Below are 16,223 nucleotides of genomic sequence, written 5' to 3'. Positions count from 1 at the left end.
GTAATTACTGTTTGAAATCTAGTTGTGAATAGATACATTTGTAAATGTCAATTTTTAAATTTTTATAATGAATATACCATCAGAATTAAAATACACCAAAGACCACGAGTGGGTAAGAATTGAAGGTGACTTAGCCATTGTTGGCATTACTGATTTCGCACAAAGCGAATTAGGAGACATCGTTTATGTTGAAGTAGAAACATTAGACGAGACTTTAGATGCCGATGAAATTTTCGGAACCGTAGAAGCAGTTAAAACCGTTTCAGATTTGTTTTTACCGCTATCTGGAGAAATAGTGGAGTTCAATGAAGCTTTAGAAGATGAACCAGAAAGTGTCAACTCTGATCCTTACGGCGATGGATGGATGATAAAAGTAAAATATTCTGATGCTTCTCAAATTGAAGGCTTGTTATCTGATGAGGCATACAAAGAATTGATTGGTGCTTAAAAAGGTTGCTTTATTGCTTGCAATTCCATACACCATTGCACTGGCAACGGTAAGTTTAATCAATTTAAGCGGGAAATTACCCGATTTAAAATTTGATTACGGCGATAAAATATTTCATTTTTTAGCATACGCTATACTTTGTTGGTTGTGGTATGTGGTATTTCGCTTTAAGAAAAATCAACCGAAAAAAAGAGCAGTTTTAAAGGCAGTACTTTTTGCTGTAATATTTGGTATAATTCTTGAAGTATTTCAAGGAACGTTGACCACTCATAGATCGCTTGATGTTTATGATGCCGTTGCCAACAGTTTAGGGGCATTGCTAACAGCAGCGCTTTTATTGATCAAAAGGGGAATACAAGTTAAAAATTGACAAAGGCTTGTTTTTTTCCTAAATAAGTAGTTATTTTAGCAATCTGGAAAAACAATAAAAATTATGGAACCTAAAAAAAATCCAAAAGCTAACGTAGGCAGAAACAGTGGTTTGTTTTTTGCAATAGGTTTAGCATTGATGCTATTTTTAGCATATTCCGCAATCAATTATAAGACTTACGATAAGTCTGATATTGATATAGGGCAATTGAACTTAGAAGAAGAGTTAGAAGAGGAAATTCCATTAACGCAACAAATCGTAACACCTCCACCTCCACCTCCACCTCCAGCAGCTCCTGAAGTTATTGAAGTTGTTGAGGATGAAGAAGAAGTTGAGGAAACTGTAATTGAGTCAACTGAAGTTGATCAAGAAACTGAAATTGTTGAGGTAGAAGAGATTGAAGTTGAAGAAGTTGAAGAGGACATCGAAGTGCCATTTGCAGTTATTGAAAACGTACCAGTTTTTCCAGGATGCGAAAAAGGTAATAATGCAGCGAAGAAGAAATGCATGTCTGATAAAATTGCGAAATTTGTAAATAGAAAATTTAATACAGAATTAGCCTCAGACTTAGGATTATCAGGAAGACAGCGTATCAATGTAATATTTAAGATTGACAAATCAGGTAACATTACAGGGGTAAGAGCAAGAGCACCACATCCAGGTTTAGAGAAAGAGGCAAAACGTGTAATTAGTTTACTACCTAAAATGAAACCAGGAAAACAACGTGGAAAAGCAGTAACAGTGCCATATTCCTTACCAATCATTTTTCAAGTACAAGATTAAATATTTCTGCTTAGGCAGCCTTTAGATAAAATGAAATCCCGTTACAATATTTGTAACGGGATTTCTTTTTTGGTATGCTTCTTGTGATTTTATCATAATATTAACATTATAACTATGATAATGAAACGAGTAAGAACCATTTACTGTTTTTCGCATGCTAACAGTTCTTAATCTTATGAATTTTATTAGTGAAACTCTATTTTGGAAAATTGCGTAGCAATAGATTCAAAATAGTTAGTTGAACTAATCCCGCTTTTTCAGCGGGATCTTAGATTCAGTAGTTTCTCTTCATTGTAGTTTTAGAAAAATCACAACAAATGAAAAATTCAAAACAGTCTCACGACGGCGTTCGGCAAAACGATGATAGCGTGAAACAATCACATCGGCATGATGCAAATTTACAAAAAAACTCCACCCTCTATTTTCAGGTAGGCCTTATTGTTTGTCTTTTGGCAGCAATAGGACTTTTGGAAATGCGATTTGAAACAAAAACAATAGACATTGCCTTGGAGCACAAAAAACCAACAGATGTTTTTGATATGGAGCCAATTACCTATAAACCTTATGAGGAGCCTAAAGTGGAGGCAAAGTCCAAACCAAAGTTAAAGAAGACAACTCTTGCTTTACCTCCTGAAATAATTGATAATGATGACATAACCACCAAAGTAGTAGACGTTACGTCGCCAGATGATCTGACTTCAGATGTTCCGATGGATCCATCAGCACTTAATGAAATTGAAAAACCAGTAGAAGTTGTAGACATAGCTTTTGTACAAAACGTACCAGTGTATCCTGGCTGTGAAGATGAAAAAGGTAATGAAGCAAGGAAAAAATGTATGTCTTATAAAATTTCAAGATTAGTCCAAAGGCGATTTAATGGTGGCGATATCGCATCACGAGAAGGACTGTCTGGTACACAAAGGATTTTTGTGCAGTTTCAAATTGATAAATCAGGCTATATTACTGATATTAAAACGAGTGCCAAAAATATAAAGTTAGGTAATGAAGCCGAAAGAGTCGTAAACAAAATACCTAAAATGATACCCGGAAAGCAAAATAATGAACCAGTAGGTGTTAGGTACACGCTACCGATTACATTTATTGCACAGTAACAGTATAATTTAGCATGCATAAAGCCGTTATCTAAAAAGATAACGGCTTTTTTATTAAAATATATTGATTTATCTATCTTAAGAAAATACACTATCTTTCAATCCAAAATGTAAGTATATCCATTATATGAAATGAGCTATTGTAATAATGTTGATTTTTTATCAAAATATCCAATAGCGAATTACATCTGACCTTTTAAAAACAATAAAATTTATCAGATGAAACAATTTGTTGCCCTTCTACTTTTTATTTGCCATTACACTGCATTTTCCCAAAATGACGCTGCTTATGAGAAGCCTCCTGTTTTCCCAGATTGTTCTAAAGCAACTATTGATAGTTTGCAACATTGTTTTGATAAACACGTATTTCAGCACATAAAGGATAATTTTAAGATACCTAAAAAAGTATCCAAGGAAAATTACAAGGGCAAAGTGGTTGTGCTTTTTGAAGTTGATACCACGGGTGCCTTTAGGGTGATGTTTGTCGATGCGATGTATGATGAATTGAAACAGGAAACCCAGAGAGTTTTCGGGTTATTGCCTAAAATAAAACCGGCAAGATATAGCGGCCGAAAAACGTTTAAGCAATACTCAATACCAATTCAAATTCCTATTGAAGATTTCAAATTCCAAAACTCAAAAAAAGTAAACGAAGTTAATACCATAGAACAACGAGTACTTGCTACAAAACAAGAATTTGATAGTATAAACAATACACTTATACCTTATACAAACAAAGCATTAACCAGTCAGTTAAACATTCAGTTTACCCATAGCGACTATGCACGTTTTGATCGCGCAATGAATCTTATTGGTACAAACAGCCATACTGCTCAAAAACCGTTTTTGTATGCCGATGTGTCTAAATATCATGATTTTGAGGCCGAACGAGAACGCTTAAAAAGAGATGCAAATACTTGGGCAGGTAAAAAGTTGTGGAACGAACATTTGGTGCAATTGCAGGGTAAGGATTACTGGTTCACGATTGACCCTATTTTTGATTTGCAATTAGGTTCCGATTCTGAAATTGGTAGTACTTACAATAATACCAGGGGATTTATGGTTCAAGGTGGTTTGGGTAAAAAACTAAATTTCTATTCCACCGTTTTTGAAAGTCAGGGACGTTTTGCAGGTTATGTAAACCGTTACATTGAGAGTATTCGAGCATCAGGATCTGAGCCTATAGTTCCTGGTAGAGGTGTTTCAAAACGTTTTAAATCTGATAGTTATGATTACCCCGTGGCAGAAGCGTATTTATCCTATTCACCGGCCAAATTTCTAAATGTACAGTTTGGCCATGGCAAAAATTTCATAGGTGATGGCTATCGTTCCCTATTGTTGAGTGATGTTACAAGTCCGCACCCATTTTTAAAACTCAACACAAGTTTTTGGAAAATAAAGTATACCAACACCTTTATGTGGATGCGCGATGTGCGTCCAGAAGTTCTTGAAGACGGTGCATTTTTAACTAAATATGTTGCTAACCATTACTTAAGTTGGAATGTGTCCAAGCGCCTTAATCTAGGATTGTTTGAGTCCGTTGTATGGAGAAATAGTAACAACCGAGGTTTTGATGTCAATTACCTTAATCCCATTATTTTCTATCGCGCTATTGAGTTTGAAACAGGTCAGGATGCAGGAAATGCGTTATTAGGGGCGTCTCTAAAATATAAGTTTACAGATAACATAAACGCTTACGGACAATTTATTCTAGATGAATTTTCTTTAGGTGATATAAAAGCTGGAGAAAAGAGTTGGAAAAACAAATATGGATATCAATTAGGTGTTAAATATTTTAATGCATTTAAGGTTGATAATTTGTTGTTGCAATTGGAGTATAACCGTATTCGTCCTTACACCTATTCCCATAATAGCATTGTGTTAAACTATGCACATAATAATCAACCGTTGGCGCATTTATGGGGAGCCAATTTTAGCGAATTGATTGTAATTGGGCGGTACCGCTATAACCGTTGGTATGGCGATGCCCGATTTATTTTTGGCACCAGAGGTTTTGACTTTAATGATGGTACTGACAATTTTAGTTATGGAGGCGATATTTATAGAAATGAACAGGACAGACCTTTTGAAACTGGGGTGGAAGTAGGGCAAGGTATAAATACGAAAACGTTTTTTGCTAATTTACAGGCAGGCTATGTTGTAAATCCAACATCAAATCTTAAGGTTTTTACCGATATAACCGTTAGAAATTTTAATCCAGAAGCTATAACAACCAGTACATTTAAAAACAACACCTTTTGGTTAAACTTTGGTGTACGTACTGATTTGTTTAATTGGTATTTTGATAATTAATTATTCAAACTCCTATAAAACGTCCTCTTAATTTTCTCAGAATTAATAAAACAACAGCCGTAATCTAAATCATCATAGGTTTTGGTGATCGTGTTTTTAGCGGCAACTTCATCCTCAGTTTTACCTTTTTTAATTTCCGCTAGAACATTTGTCTTCAGAGTTTCCAACATCTTTAAAAAAGTTTCATACTCTGTTTTGTTGGATAAATCACCATGCCCTGGAATAATCTTAGTATTCTCATCAATAAGCATCAACCCTGTTTTTACAGCGTTTATATAACCGTCAACGCTTCCACCAGATTTTAAATCCATGTAGGGGTAGCGTCCATTAAAATACGTATCGCCTGTATGTAGCACATTGCTTTCTGTAAAATATAAAAGTGCATCACCATCGGTATGTGCATTGTCTACATGAATAACCATTACCGCTTCACCATTCATCTGCACGGTAAGTTTATCGTTAAAGGTGATAACCGGCAATGCTATTTCAGGACTTTTTTCTTTTAATCGCTTTTTTACATTATCGTGCGCCATTATTGTGGCACCTAAGTTCCCAAAGTTTTCGTTACCTCCAGTATGATCGCCGTGGTGGTGGGTATTCATAACGTATTTTATGGGTTTATCGCTCAGTTGTTTTATAGCTGCAACAATCTTATCAGTTAAAGGAGCGAATTGGTCATCAATAATTAAAATGCCGTCCTCCCCAACTGAAACACCAATATTGCCACCAGCACCAACAAGCATATACGTGTTATCGGTAAGTTTTGTAGTTGTAATGGTTACTTTGTCCCATCGTGATTGTGCCGAAATATTGAAGAGGCTAAAAATGATAAAAGTAACTGCAGAAACTGATTTTAAAATGCTCATATAATTTGAATTAAGTCACTAAAAGTTAAAGATATTAAAAATGAATCTAACATTGTGGAAATAGGTTTTATGGAGTATCTTTGCACTCGCATTTAAGTATCATGGCTTTGAGCAACACAAAAACTTCGGTAGCAACCCCTTCTGTGATTTCAGATTTTAAGGAAATTACCAAAATGCGTTTGTCTGTTAGCGTTGTGTTTTCATCGCTTGTTGGCTATCTATTGGGCGTAGATGTAGTCGATTTTAAAGTGTTAACCTTACTAGCGTTAGGAGGCTATTTTATGGTAGGGGCATCTAACGGATTTAATCAAATTATTGAAAAAGATTTGGATGCTCTGATGAATCGTACTAAAAATAGGCCTATACCCGCTGGCCGTATGTCGGTTACTACAGCATTTATAATATCATCTATTTTTACCCTTTTTGGCATAATTATTTTGTACAGCATCAATAAGCAAACGGCTATGTTTGGTGCCATCTCAATTTTTTTATACACCTGTGCCTATACACCTTTAAAAACAAAAACACCATTAGCAGTTTTTGTTGGAGCCATTCCTGGAGCTATTCCTTTTATGCTGGGGTGGGTTGCGGCGACCGATGATTTTGGCATTGAACCGGGCACCTTGTTTGCGCTACAGTTTTTTTGGCAATTCCCTCATTTTTGGGCTATTGGCTGGTTTTTGTATGATGATTATAAAAAAGGGGGATTTTTTATGCTGCCTACAGGGAAACAGGATAAAGGCACAGCAGTACAAACCATAATGTATTGTATTTGGACGGTTATTATTTCTATACTACCAGTATTTGGTTTTACGGGAAGGTTACAACTTTCAATAGTAGCAGCCATACTTGTGTTTGGATTAGGGCTTTGGATGATATATTATGCGGTACGCTTGTTTAGATTGATGACCGAAAAGGCTGCAAAACAGTTAATGTTGGTGAGTGTATCGTACATTACGTTGGTACAGATTGTTTATGTGATTGATAAATTTATAGCTTAAGATGGATTTAACCCAAGGAACACCACAAGAAAAGAATAGTAGAGCAAAAAAGATGATGCTGTGGTTTGGTATAGTATCATTAATTATGAGTTTTGGCGGTTGGACGAGTGCTTTTTTAGTAAGTAGATCTAGACCAGATTGGGTAAAAGATTTTGAATTACCAAATGCCTTTATCATAAGCACGGTAGTAATTATATTAAGCAGTATTACTTTTATACTTGCAAAACGCGCATTGAAAAGTGGTAATAGAAATGGTACAACCATTTGGTTGTTAACGACGTTAACTCTTGGTGTTGTATTTATTTTTAATCAGTTTTCTGGATTTCAGCAGATTATAGATTTGGGCTATAATTTTACGGGACCAACAAGTAATGTTACCATGAGCTACATCTATCTTATTGCTTTTGTGCATATTTTGCATGTTGTGGCAGGGTTGATTTGTTTATTGGTTGTAATTTATAATCATTTTAAACAAAAGTATAATTCTGAAAATATGCTTGGGTTTGAATTGGCTGCCACCTTCTGGCATTTTATTGATATCCTTTGGGTGTACTTATTTTTATTCTTGTATTTTGTGAGCTAATAATATGCTGATAACCTTGGTTTTACTTGAAACACAAGGCTTTGGCAAATATGCCTGCATTAGGGATTGCAGCGATAGCTTTTGGCGAGGCGTGCATCGAGCCAAAACTACAAGTGGAAAGCCCGACCCGACCCTAGGAGGGGAATGCCCAAATGGAAATTAACGAGTTTTTAATTTTTAGAGAGTGATATTTCGTTAGATGAATAAAATGATTATTTTTGTGCAACTTTTAAATAATAACCATTATATATGAGTACAGTAGCAGTAGAAGGCAAAACTTGGGGCGGAGGTAACCAACCGTTAAAGGCAAGTTATGGAAAAATGATGATGTGGTTTTTCATTGTTTCCGATGCATTAACGTTCTCTGGATTTTTAGCGGCCTACGGATTTTCTAGATTTAAGTTTATCGATTCTTGGCCAATTGCCGATGAAGTGTTTACCCACTTTCCGTTTTTACATGGTGTAGATGCACCGATGTATTATGTGGCGTTTATGACGTTTGTACTTATTATGTCGTCTGTAACCATGGTATTGGCGGTGGATGCGGGTCATCATTTAAACAAAGCTAAAGTGACGTTTTACATGTTTTTGACCATTATTGGTGGTATTATATTTGTTGGCTCGCAGGCTTGGGAGTGGAATACATTTATTAATGGTGATTATGGCGCTGTACAAACTAAAGGTGGTAATATTTTGCAGTTTGGGCATTATGTAGATAAAGATGGAGAACAAGTTTTTAAGCGTGTTGCGGTAAGAGATTTTGCGGTAAATGCTCATGGAGAGCGCGTAAGACATGAACGCAAAAACGGATTATGGTTTGTAAGCGAAGGTACTTTGCCTACTTACACCATGGATGAGGTGATACATGGATTACAAGCTAATAAAGATATACAGGTTAGAACTCAAATTATAAACGAAGAAGGTGAGAAAACTGTGTTATCTAGAGAGGAATCCATAAATCAAATCATGACAAATGGGAAGGTTTATGTTGAAGGTGCAAATCTTAAAGTAAATGAATATGGGTCTCCATTGTTTGCCGATTTCTTTTTCTTTATAACTGGCTTCCATGGATTTCACGTATTTTCTGGAATTGTTATTAATATCATCATTTTCTTTAATGTAGTTTTAGGTACATACGAAAAGCGTAAGAGCTACGAAATGGTTGAAAAGGTTGGTTTATATTGGCACTTTGTAGATTTAGTTTGGGTATTTGTATTTACATTCTTTTATCTTGTATAGTCATTTCCGCGAAGGCGGAAATCTAAACCAATTAAAAATTGTCTCTCGAAGGCAGGATTAAATAAAATTATATTTATATAAAATGGCACACGAGCATAAATTAGAAATATTTAGAGGCTTATTGAAGTTTAAAAGTAATACTCAAAAAATTTGGGGTGTTTTAATTTTACTATCCATAGTTACTGTAGTTGAAGTTGTATTGGGTATTTTAAAACCAGAATGGTCAATGATGCAAGTTTTAGGAATGAAACTACTAAACTGGATATTTATAATACTAACCATTGTAAAAGCATATTACATTACTTGGGATTTTATGCATATGAGAGATGAAACAAAAGGTTTAAGACGTATGGTGGTATGGACAACTATTTTCTTAATCTTATACCTTATGTTTATATTACTACAAGAAGGTGGTTATGTATTTGATGTATACGATGACGGATTTATAAAAAGAGACTTTTAAGAAAACTCTGTTTCGTGAAGCTTTTTAAATAGAACACGAAATGGTAAGTTGAATTAATCTGGCGCTTGCTGGATAGAAGCACAAATTAGTGTTAAAATATATTTTGAAGGTGGTTTTTGATAACCACCTTTTTTATTTTTGCAAAAGCAATAAACTAGGTAATAAAACGTGCAAATGAATCATAAAAAGTTAGGTATGTATGCTATTTTAGGAATTCTTTTTTTTCTTCCAGTTACCTTTCTATTGTTTCTGTATCCAGCTACGCATAATTATACACCGCTTGACATTGTAAGTGAGAATGTAAAGGACTTAAATGAGTTTTCTTCCGATTCTGAGGAGGGTATTGTTTTAAAAGAACATATTACTGTTTTAAGCTTTTTGGGAACGAAACCTATGGAACGATTGACTGCTATGTCCAATTTGAAAGAGTTGGTTTATGATAAGTTTAAGGGTTTCAAAAAATTTCAAATAGTATTGGTTGCACCAAAGGAAAGTATGGCAGATGCTAAAAAGCTGCGAAAAGAAATCAGTCTTTATGAGGATTTGCGCTTTTTGCATCTTGTATATGGCACGCCAGAGCAAATAACAGGGGTTTTTAATAGCTTGAAGTATAGCACGCCTTTAAATGCTAATTATGCTACAGACGATGTGTTTGTTATTGATAAAGATTTAAACCAGCGCGGTCGTATTGATGATCGGGAAGACAATGAAATAGAAAAAAACGAACCTGTTTACGGGCTTGATTCGTACAATTGTATAGAGGTGGCTACAATTAAAAATAAAATGAGCGAAGACCTCCGTATTTTATTTACCGAATACAGACAAAAACGTAAGGGAGAATTTAACTCAGATACGCGAAGAACAGAAGACATAAAAGGAGATGAAGAAAAAAGCTAATTATTCATACATAGGTATTGCATTTATTATTTTGGTATTCGGGATTCTTTTTGTTCCTAAAATCGTGGATAGAATAAGTAATAACGACATCACAAGGCAAGAGAGCAGGAGTGATTTTGCTGAAGAAAAAAACGCTGTTGCCTCAGATTTGGTATTTATTGAAAACAACGGTACAAAACGAAAAGTGCCAGCCTTTAGTTTTACCAATCAAAATGGGCAAATTATTACCAATAACAGTTACGAAGGGAAGGTGTATGTTATAGAGTTCTTTTTCACTACTTGCCCAACAATCTGTCCAAGGATGAATAACAATCTTATTAAAATTCAAAATGAATTTAAGGATTTTGAGAATTTTGGGGTGGCCTCCTTCACCATAAATCCAGAACATGATACTGCAGAGGTTTTAAACGCATACGCAGATACTTATGGTATAACAAACCCTAATTGGCATTTGTTAACGGGAAATAAGGATGACATCTACAAACTAGCCAATGAAGGCTTTTATATTTATGCTGCGGAAAATAAAGATGTAGAAGGTGGTTTTGAGCATTCTGGTAATTTTGCCTTAATTGATAAAAATGGATTTATCCGATCTAGAAAAGATGCATTTGGAAACCCAATAATTTACTATCGCGGTGTAGCTTCTGAAGAAGAAGGGGCTGATGATAATGGTGAACAAGAACAAATAAGTATATTAAAAGAAGATATTAAAAAGTTGCTAAATGAGTAATTCTAAAGCCCTACTTAATGAAAAAAAATACAACAAATTAATAGTTGTGTTATCCATAGCCATTCCTGTAGTTGTTGCGGTTCTGTTTGGTATTAAGATTGATGTAGAACTACCTGTGTTTTTACCACCGATTTATGCAGCCATTAATGCTATAACCGCCCTTGTGCTAGTGCTAGCTTTTATTGCTATTAAAGATAAAAAAATAAAACTACATGAACGTTTAATGAAATTTGCCATTATTTTGTCTGTTTTGTTTTTGGTGATGTATGTAGCATATCATATGACGAGCGATTCTACAAAATTTGGAGGTGAAGGTGTTATAGCGTACGTGTACTATTTTATTTTAATTACACATATTTTACTGTCAATAGCAGTGATTCCATTTGTACTTATTACTTATGTTAGGGCTATTACCAATAATATTGAAAAGCATAAAAAAATAGCCAAAATCACGTTTCCACTATGGCTTTATGTAGCTATAACGGGTGTGGTGGTTTATATTATGATTTCTCCTTATTATTAATGAAACCCCACTTTATTAAGTTCGCAGAACGTACATAATGTGGATGGTTGAATTAATCCCGCCAAAGGCGGGATCTAGATAAGAACTAATTGTATTTTGAAGTTCACAGAACGCGCAAAACATAGTAAATCGAATTAATCCTGATTTTTATTGGGATCATCAAAACAAAAAATGAAAAACAAAATAGTTTTTATTCTTTTTTCTTTTTTCTGCTTCTTAAATACCAGTGCCCAATGTGCAATGTGCAGAGCTGTTTTAGAAAGTGAGGAAGGGCAAACTGCGGCCCAGGGTATCAATAATGGTATAATGTATCTCATGGCAATTCCATATGTCCTTGTTGCAGGTATGGGATACCTGATTTACAGGAAGTTCTATAAGTTAAAAAAGTAATAAAAGTTTTTTTTTAACTTTATATGTAACATTTCTTTGTAATTGTAGTCTTATTGCAAAGTACTATCGTTAAGAGTGACTAGTTTAACGCATCAATCAATCAAAAAATGCTAAAAATAAGTGCATTACACAAATCCTATTCCATAGGAGACTCCAGTTTACATGTTTTAAAAGGTATAGATTTATCTGTTGAAGAAGGCGAAATGGTTGCCATTATGGGGTCTTCTGGTTCTGGAAAATCTACATTATTGAATATTATAGGAATGCTTGATGTTGCTGATTCTGGCGAATATATACTGGATGGACTACCCATTGATAACCTTACCGAAAAAAAAGCAGCAGTTTATAGAAATAAATTTTTAGGTTTTATATTTCAATCCTTCAACCTTATCAATTATAAAAATGCCCTTGAAAATGTGGCATTGCCTCTTTACTACCAAGGTTTAAAACGCAAAAAACGTCAAGAATTGGGGATGTTTCACTTAGAAAAAGTGGGGCTTGCCAATTGGGCAGATCATTTACCTAAGGAATTATCTGGTGGTCAAAAACAACGTGTTGCCATTGCTAGGGCGCTCGCTGCGAATCCCAAATTGTTGTTGGCAGATGAGCCTACAGGAGCCTTGGACACCACTACTTCGTATGAAATCATGGAGTTTATCCAACAACTAAATGACGAAGGTAAAACCATTTTAATGGTAACACACGAAGAAGATATTGCCAACATGTGTAAGCGCATTGTAAGGCTTCGTGACGGCGTTATTATGGAAGATAAAAAAGTAACACAGGTAAGAGCAAGTCAGTATGTTTGATTTAGACCTTTGGCGGGAAATATTTCAAAGTATAAACAAAAACAGAACACGTAGTTTACTGTCAGGGTTTACTATAGCCTTTGCTATTTTGTTGTTTACCATACTTTTTGGTATTGCCAATGGGCTTGAAAATACATTTATCGAGTTGTTTGGAACAGACGCTCAAAACTCAATAGTTATTTTCCCCGGAAGAACAACCAAGGCGCATAAAGGAATGCAGTCTGGTAGACGTATTAGATTCAAGAATGAAGATTATGACTATATATTGGATGAATTTGGAAATAACGTAGAGTATATTACCTCTAAAGTAAATAGGAATGTTGAAGCATCTTTCAAAGGAGCAAAAGATTCTTATCAGGTGAGAGCTGTTCATCCAGAACACATGTACATAGAAAATAATATAGTTGAAAAGGGCAGATATATTAACAATTCAGATTTGGAGAATAGAACAAAGGTTGCCGTTATTGGAGAGGTTATTGATGAAGATTTGTTTGCTAATGAAGAATCTATCGGAAAATATATCAATCTTAATGGTATACCCTATAAGGTAGTTGGTGTTTTTTCAGATGACGAGGGAGATAATGAGGAGAAAGTCATATATACTCCGATTACCACAGCCCAAAGGGTTTATGGAAATAATGACTACATAGATTTCATTCATTTGACTTACAACCCAAAATTAAGTTACGATCAAGCTATTGCCTTTGGAAACTCTTTAACAAGAAAACTAAAAGATAAGTTTGATGTTGCCAGAGATGATCAGAGGGCTATACGTGTAAGAAACTTTGCTGAAGGCACTAAGGGTGTTAGCCAAATGATGTTTGTGCTAAATATTATTGTACTCTTTATTGGGTCAGGTACACTCATAGCAGGTATTATGGGTATCAGTAATATTATGGTATTTATAGTAAAAGAGCGTACCAAAGAAATTGGTGTAAGAAAGGCCTTAGGAGCTTCTCCCCGATCTATTGTATCTATAATTTTGTTAGAATCTATATTAATTACATCTATTGCAGGGTATATGGGCTTATTAATCGGAGCAGCAGTATTAAAGTTAGTAGGGCCAGGACTGAAAGATTATTTTATTACCAATCCTGGGGTTGACACAGGTGTGGTTATTGGAGCAACTATCATATTAATAATATCAGGTGCTTTAGCTGGTTATTTACCAGCAAATAAAGCTTCTAAAATAAAGCCAATTGTAGCATTAAGAAACGAATAAAATGATAAAGTTTTTGTTTGATGGCGATACATGGCAAGAGTTGTACGATAGTATTCGTAAGAATAAATTACGTACGCTTGTTACTATTTTTGGTGTTGGTTTTGGAATATTTCTTTTGATAGTTTTATTAGGTTCGGCTAGAGGCATGGAAAATTCTTTTAACAGACTTTTTGGTGATTTTGCTACCAATACCGTTTTTATTTGGGGCCAAAGAACAGCTAAGCCCTTTAAGGGTTTTCAGGAAGGCAGAAGAGTTAGATTAATGTTGTCTGATGCAAAAAGGATAGAAGAAAATATTCCTGGAGTAGAATTTGTGGTTCCAAGAAACCAAAGAGGTTCTCAGGTTAATAGGGGATTTTTATCTGGTACTTTTCAAATAGCGGGCGATTATCCTCTGTTGGATAAAGTTGAAAAGAAGAAACTTATTCATGGACGTTTTATAAATGAAAACGACATGATAAACAAAAGAAAAGTAGCTGTTATTTCTGAAGATGTATATAAGCAGTTATTCGAAAAAGATGAAAATGCAATTGGAGAATATATTGAGATTAATGGCATTAACTTTAAAGTAGTAGGTGTCTTTAAAGTTTCTAATATCAATATGGGACCGCCGATAAACATGCATATCCCCTTCACCACATTTCAGCAAATTTTTAATCAGGCAGGTAGAATAGGTTGGATGGTTATTACCGCTAAACCTGAATTTAATATAGTTCAAGTAGAGAAGGATAGTAAATTATTGCTGAAAAACACACATAAAATACATCCTGATGATAGAAGGGCATTTGGAAGTGCAAATGCTGGACAGCAATTTGCAAAAGTTACAGGTTTTTTAAAAGGCATGCAGTTTTTAACATGGTTTGTGGGCATTGCTACTTTAATAGCAGGTGTTTTCGCTATTGGTAATATACTACTTATCACAGTTAAAGAACGCACAAAAGAAATAGGTTTAAGACGCGCAATTGGAGCAACGCCGCTAGAAATAAAAAGTCAAGTTATACTTGAGGCTATCGTACTTTGCTTAATTGCAAGCTTTATAGGAATCATATTTGGAGGTTTTACATTAATGATAATAAATGCTACTGCAGGTCAAGGACCAGATGCTACTCTAGTTAATCCTTCGGTATCTATTGCTGTAGTGCTAGCAGCTTTACTAATCTTAATAATATTAGGGGTTTTAATAGGCTTAATTCCAGCCTTTAAAGCCACAAGTGTTAAGCCTATTGAAGCATTAAGAGAAGAATAAACAATCAAAAAAATGAACCTTCTACAAATAAATAATTGTTTTCAACTATGCAATGTCATTGTAGAAGCACCATTTGACAAACTATTAATAATAAGAATAATCAAATGAATAAAACAGTAAAAATTATTTTAGTTCTATTAGCGGTAATCGCTTTAGTTTTTGTGTTAAAATATTTTATGGATGCCAATTCGAAAGACATCGAAGAATTTGATGTGGCTGAACCTTTTTACACGACTATAAGCTCTCAAGCTGTAGCCACAGGTAAATTAAATCCGGAGGAGGAAATTGAATTGAAACCTCAAATTACTGGTATCGTAGATAAAATTGTTGTAGAAGAAGGTGATAAAGTTAAAAAGGGCGATTTAATTGCTAAAATTAGAGTTGTGCCAAACGAACAAAGTTTGGCTAATGCTAAAAGTAGAATTGCTAGTGCTAAATTATCGTCAGATAATGCTGGCGTGCAATTTGCCAGAGATAAAAAATTGTTTGAAAAAGGAGTGATTTCCATTCAAACTTTTGAAAACAGCGAGTTGAATTTTAATCAAGCCAAAGAAACGCTTCGACAGGCACAAAACGATTACCAAATTATAAAGCGTGGCTCTATATCAGGAGGCAGTGCGGCAAATACAAATATTATTGCGCAAATATCGGGTACTATACTTGAGATACCGGTGAGAGAGGGAGATCAGGTAATACAAAGTAATAATTTCAATGCAGGTACTACCATTGCTACCATTGCTGATATGAGCAATATGATATTTGAAGGAAAAGTTGATGAAGCAGAAGTTGGAAAACTTGAAGAAGGAAAGGATATTAAAGTTATTCTTGGAGCCATAAATGATAAGGAATTTCCGGCAAAATTAACCTTTGTGGCACCAAAAGGTATAGAAGAAAATGGCGCAGTTCAGTTCACAATTAAAGCTAATGTAAAGCTAGATAGCATTGCAAATATTAGAGCAGGTTATAGTGCAAATGCCGAAATAGATTTGGAAGGAAAAGACAGTGTTTTGGCTATTAAAGAAGCTTTACTGCAATACAAGAGATCAAGTGATAAACCTTTTGTAGAGATTCAAAATGAAGATGGAAGATTCAAAAAGAAAGATGTAAAAATTGGAATTTCGGATGGGATTAATGTTGAAATTTTAGATGGTGTGGAAGAAGGCGATAAAATTAAAGTTTGGAACAAAGCTTCTGATGATAAGGAAGATGAAGAAAACGATGATTAAGT

The 16,223-nt window shown here is 34.6% G+C and carries 18 protein-coding genes; 17 read left to right on the top strand and 1 reads right to left on the bottom strand.

Features of this window, described 5'->3' with window-relative positions:
- The first annotated feature begins 67 nt into the window (after positions 1 to 67).
- The 5 genes from gcvH (at position 68) to AC1B0Z_RS10550 (ending at position 5,026) form a co-directional block, all read left to right on the top strand.
- The gene (gene gcvH / locus AC1B0Z_RS10570; RefSeq protein WP_130964881.1) at positions 68 to 448 is read left to right on the top strand and encodes a glycine cleavage system protein GcvH; all 381 of its coding nucleotides are present in this window, start codon (positions 68 to 70) and stop codon (positions 446 to 448) included.
- Entirely contained in the window at positions 441 to 818 is a 378-nt protein-coding gene (locus tag AC1B0Z_RS10565; RefSeq protein WP_483791954.1) for a VanZ family protein, read from the top strand. Before gcvH ends, AC1B0Z_RS10565 begins: the two co-directional genes overlap by 8 nt.
- Before the next feature lie 63 nt (positions 819 to 881).
- A complete protein-coding gene (locus tag AC1B0Z_RS10560) occupies positions 882 to 1,601 on the top strand; it encodes an energy transducer TonB (protein ID WP_483791953.1) in 720 nt (239 codons plus the stop codon).
- Between the two features lie 317 nt (positions 1,602 to 1,918).
- Positions 1,919 to 2,713, top strand: a complete 795-nt coding sequence (locus AC1B0Z_RS10555) for an energy transducer TonB (protein ID WP_483791952.1) — start codon at positions 1,919 to 1,921, stop codon at positions 2,711 to 2,713.
- A 219-nt stretch (positions 2,714 to 2,932) separates the two neighbouring features.
- Entirely contained in the window at positions 2,933 to 5,026 is a 2,094-nt protein-coding gene (locus AC1B0Z_RS10550) for a gliding motility protein RemB (RefSeq protein WP_483791951.1), read from the top strand.
- On the opposite strand, the gene AC1B0Z_RS10545 is transcribed toward AC1B0Z_RS10550, so the two are convergent.
- The gene (locus AC1B0Z_RS10545; protein WP_483791950.1) at positions 5,023 to 5,892 is read right to left on the bottom strand and encodes an MBL fold metallo-hydrolase; all 870 of its coding nucleotides are present in this window, start codon (positions 5,890 to 5,892) and stop codon (positions 5,023 to 5,025) included. The two genes, AC1B0Z_RS10550 and AC1B0Z_RS10545, sit on opposite strands and share 4 nt — an antisense overlap.
- 107 nt (positions 5,893 to 5,999) lie before the next feature.
- On the opposite strand from AC1B0Z_RS10545, the gene cyoE reads away from it, so the two are divergent.
- The 12 genes from cyoE to AC1B0Z_RS10485 all read left to right on the top strand — a co-directional run bounded on the left by cyoE (position 6,000) and on the right by AC1B0Z_RS10485 (position 16,221).
- A complete protein-coding gene (cyoE, locus tag AC1B0Z_RS10540) occupies positions 6,000 to 6,893 on the top strand; it encodes a heme o synthase (RefSeq protein ID WP_483791949.1) in 894 nt (297 codons plus the stop codon).
- A gap of 1 nt (position 6,894) precedes the next feature.
- Complete coding sequence (locus AC1B0Z_RS10535; RefSeq protein ID WP_483791948.1) at positions 6,895 to 7,476, top strand: cytochrome c oxidase subunit 3; 582 nt, start codon at positions 6,895 to 6,897, stop codon at positions 7,474 to 7,476.
- 249 nt (positions 7,477 to 7,725) lie between these two features.
- Positions 7,726 to 8,715 carry a cytochrome c oxidase subunit 3 gene (locus AC1B0Z_RS10530; RefSeq protein ID WP_483791947.1) on the top strand — a complete coding sequence of 330 codons (990 nt, stop codon included), beginning with the start codon at positions 7,726 to 7,728 and terminating at the stop codon, positions 8,713 to 8,715.
- Positions 8,716 to 8,797: 82 nt separating this feature from the next.
- The gene (locus AC1B0Z_RS10525; RefSeq protein WP_483791946.1) at positions 8,798 to 9,178 is read left to right on the top strand and encodes a cytochrome C oxidase subunit IV family protein; all 381 of its coding nucleotides are present in this window, start codon (positions 8,798 to 8,800) and stop codon (positions 9,176 to 9,178) included.
- Between the two features lie 174 nt (positions 9,179 to 9,352).
- Positions 9,353 to 10,075, top strand: coding sequence for a hypothetical protein (locus AC1B0Z_RS10520; RefSeq protein WP_483791945.1), 723 nt, complete (start codon positions 9,353 to 9,355; stop codon positions 10,073 to 10,075).
- A complete protein-coding gene (locus AC1B0Z_RS10515) occupies positions 10,059 to 10,805 on the top strand; it encodes an SCO family protein (RefSeq protein WP_483791944.1) in 747 nt (248 codons plus the stop codon). The genes AC1B0Z_RS10520 and AC1B0Z_RS10515 overlap by 17 nt, the downstream gene beginning before the upstream one ends.
- Positions 10,798 to 11,328, top strand: coding sequence for a DUF420 domain-containing protein (locus AC1B0Z_RS10510; protein WP_483791943.1), 531 nt, complete (start codon positions 10,798 to 10,800; stop codon positions 11,326 to 11,328). The genes AC1B0Z_RS10515 and AC1B0Z_RS10510 overlap by 8 nt, the downstream gene beginning before the upstream one ends.
- A 171-nt stretch (positions 11,329 to 11,499) precedes the next feature.
- Positions 11,500 to 11,718, top strand: coding sequence for a hypothetical protein (locus AC1B0Z_RS10505; RefSeq protein WP_483791942.1), 219 nt, complete (start codon positions 11,500 to 11,502; stop codon positions 11,716 to 11,718).
- A 107-nt stretch (positions 11,719 to 11,825) separates the two neighbouring features.
- Positions 11,826 to 12,527: an ABC transporter ATP-binding protein gene (locus tag AC1B0Z_RS10500; RefSeq protein ID WP_483791941.1), complete on the top strand. Its 702-nt coding sequence runs from the start codon at positions 11,826 to 11,828 to the stop codon at positions 12,525 to 12,527.
- Complete coding sequence (locus AC1B0Z_RS10495; protein WP_483791940.1) at positions 12,520 to 13,749, top strand: ABC transporter permease; 1,230 nt, start codon at positions 12,520 to 12,522, stop codon at positions 13,747 to 13,749. The genes AC1B0Z_RS10500 and AC1B0Z_RS10495 overlap by 8 nt, the downstream gene beginning before the upstream one ends.
- A 1-nt stretch (position 13,750) precedes the next feature.
- Positions 13,751 to 14,995, top strand: coding sequence for an ABC transporter permease (locus AC1B0Z_RS10490; RefSeq protein ID WP_483791939.1), 1,245 nt, complete (start codon positions 13,751 to 13,753; stop codon positions 14,993 to 14,995).
- Between the two features lie 104 nt (positions 14,996 to 15,099).
- On the top strand, positions 15,100 to 16,221 hold the full coding sequence (locus AC1B0Z_RS10485; protein ID WP_483791938.1) for an efflux RND transporter periplasmic adaptor subunit: 1,122 nt from the start codon (positions 15,100 to 15,102) through the stop codon (positions 16,219 to 16,221).
- Positions 16,222 to 16,223 lie beyond the last annotated feature (2 nt).

Source organism: Hyunsoonleella sp. J2K-J805 (assembly GCF_057167125.1).
The sequence above is the reverse complement of the archived record's forward strand: the minus strand, read 5'-3'. Positions and strand labels throughout refer to the sequence as shown.